Origin of the sequence: uncultured Campylobacter sp., assembly GCF_937949835.1 — a bacterium.
In the GTDB taxonomy this organism is placed as follows: domain Bacteria; phylum Campylobacterota; class Campylobacteria; order Campylobacterales; family Campylobacteraceae; genus Campylobacter_B.
The window spans coordinates 1-1,336 of record NZ_CALEDC010000010.1 but is presented as its reverse complement, the minus strand read 5'-3'; the positions used below and the strand labels follow the sequence as shown (position 1 = coordinate 1,336).

The window sequence follows — 1,336 nt, the reverse complement described above, 5'->3', positions numbered from 1 at the left end:
CTTACGATATGTTTTGCCAGATGGATGAGGGTGGAATTTTAGATCAAAATTTTAAGCAGGCCTTTTCAAATAGCGTCTACGAGCACGCTCTTCATATCGTAAATAATCTGGAGTATTCGCCGCATCTTACGTCAAATCACTATCTAAGCGACATCGTGGGGCTGCTGTTTGCGTGCGCGTATTTGAACGGCGATGGCGAGATAGACGCGTGGCTAGCGTTTGCCCTCCAAGAGATAATTAGCGAAATGAAAAAGGAATTTTACGAGGATGGCGGAAATTTCGAGAGTTCTACGAGCTATCACCGCCTAAGCGGCGAGCTGATGGCGTATGCTACGGCTATGATACTGGGTCTAAAAAGTGAAAAAATTTCATCGCTAAAAAATTACGATGTAAAGCTTTGGCGCAAAAAGCCGAAACTTTTGTCGCCGGAGGAGCAGGAATTTAAAATTTTAAACGGAGAAATAGCGCTGCCGCAGTGGTTTGTGGACAGGCTGTATAAAATCGGCAGATTTACCGTAGACATCACGAAACCAAACGGCGAAGTGCCGCAATTCGGCGATAACGATAGCGGCAGGTTTTTTAAATTTAGCCCAAACGGCGAGTTTTTGAGTAATGAACAAGCTGCGCGAAAATATCTAAATTTAAGCGGCTTTGAGGGCGGCGACGAGCCGTTTTGGGACGAAAATATTTTAAACCATTCCACGCTAATTAGCTGCATGGGCGGAATTTTTGACGATGAGATATTTAAAAACGATATGCGTTTTGAGGGGAGTTTTACGAGAGCTCTTGCGGGGCGCACGCTGCAAGCAGGCGATAAAACATACAAAAGCCAGGTCGCTTCGGGCGTGAAATTCGGAGAACTGCCGCACCGAAAAAGTATGGAATTTAAAATTGCGAGTTCGCAAGAGATCAAAAATATATTTTATCCGGACAGCGGAATTTTTATCTTTAAATCCAGCAAATTTTACCTCGCCGTCTGCGCTACGCCGCTTGGACAGAATGACCACGGCGGACACACGCACAACGATAAGCTAGGCTACGAGCTGTGGATAGACGGGCGCGACATAGCAAAGGATCCCGGCACCTATCTTTATACGCCGCTTCCAGATAGGAGAAATGAATTTAGAAGCATCAAAGCGCACAACGTGCCGATTGTGGAAGATCTGGAGCAAAATAGTTGGGGCAAGGGGGCGATAGGACTATTTGGGATGTTTGCGGAATGCAGGTGCGAAGTTGCAGATTTTGGAGAAAATTTTATAAGCCTCGCCGCAGAATACAAAGGCGTAAAAATTATTAGAAAATTTGAGATAAAAGAGGGCGGGCTGGAGATTATCGA

At 45.4% G+C, this 1,336-nt stretch carries 1 protein-coding gene; it reads left to right on the top strand.

What is annotated here, in order from left to right; all coding sequences use genetic code 11:
• On the top strand, positions 1 to 1,336 hold a 1,336-nt coding region (locus tag Q0256_RS00180; RefSeq protein ID WP_297958947.1), incomplete at both ends, for an alginate lyase family protein.